Annotated in this window: 1 pseudogene; it reads right to left on the bottom strand. The window is 66.1% G+C overall.

The features are described from left to right. Positions 1-625, bottom strand: a pseudogene (locus EOA29_RS39170) (porphobilinogen synthase); the annotation flags it as partial.

The raw sequence follows: 625 nt of genomic DNA, 5'->3' as shown, positions 1-625 counted from the left end.
GGACATGATCGCCACGTCCTGGAAGCCGTTTGCATCGAGCGCGTCACGGATGGCGCCGATGCGGCCATCCATCATGTCGGACGGCGCGATGATGTCGGCGCCGGCGGCCGCCTGGATGACCGCCGCGGCGGCGACCTGTTCCACCGTTTCGTCGTTGACGATGATGCCGTCACGCAGAATGCCGTCATGGCCATGGCTGGTGAACGGGTCGAGCGCCGCGTCGGTGATGATGCCGATCTCCGGCACCGCCTGCTTGATCGCGCGCGTGGCGCGGTTGATGACGTTTTCGGGGTCGAGGATGTGCGAGCCCGTCTGGTCGCGCAGCGCAAGCTCGACATTTGGGAAAGTGGCGATCGCAGGGATGCCGAGCTTTGCGGCGCGCTCCGCTTCCTTCACCGCGAGATCGATGGTCAGGCGATAGACGTCCGGCATGGCGGCGATCGGCTCGCGCGTGTTCTTGCCGTCGATCACGAAGATCGGCCAGATCAGGTCGTTCACCGAGAGCTGGTTCTCCTGCACCAGACGGCGCGACCAGTCGGCCTTGCGCATGCGCCTGAGCCGCCGGCTGCCGGTGATCTCGTCGACGTTGCGTGCGCCGGCAGGCTTTGCGGGGGTGAATCTGTTC

The sequence above is a fragment of the Mesorhizobium sp. M1E.F.Ca.ET.063.01.1.1 genome (assembly GCF_003998155.1).
Lineage (GTDB): Bacteria > Pseudomonadota > Alphaproteobacteria > Rhizobiales > Rhizobiaceae > Mesorhizobium.
This window is presented reverse-complemented; position numbering and strand designations above follow the sequence as displayed.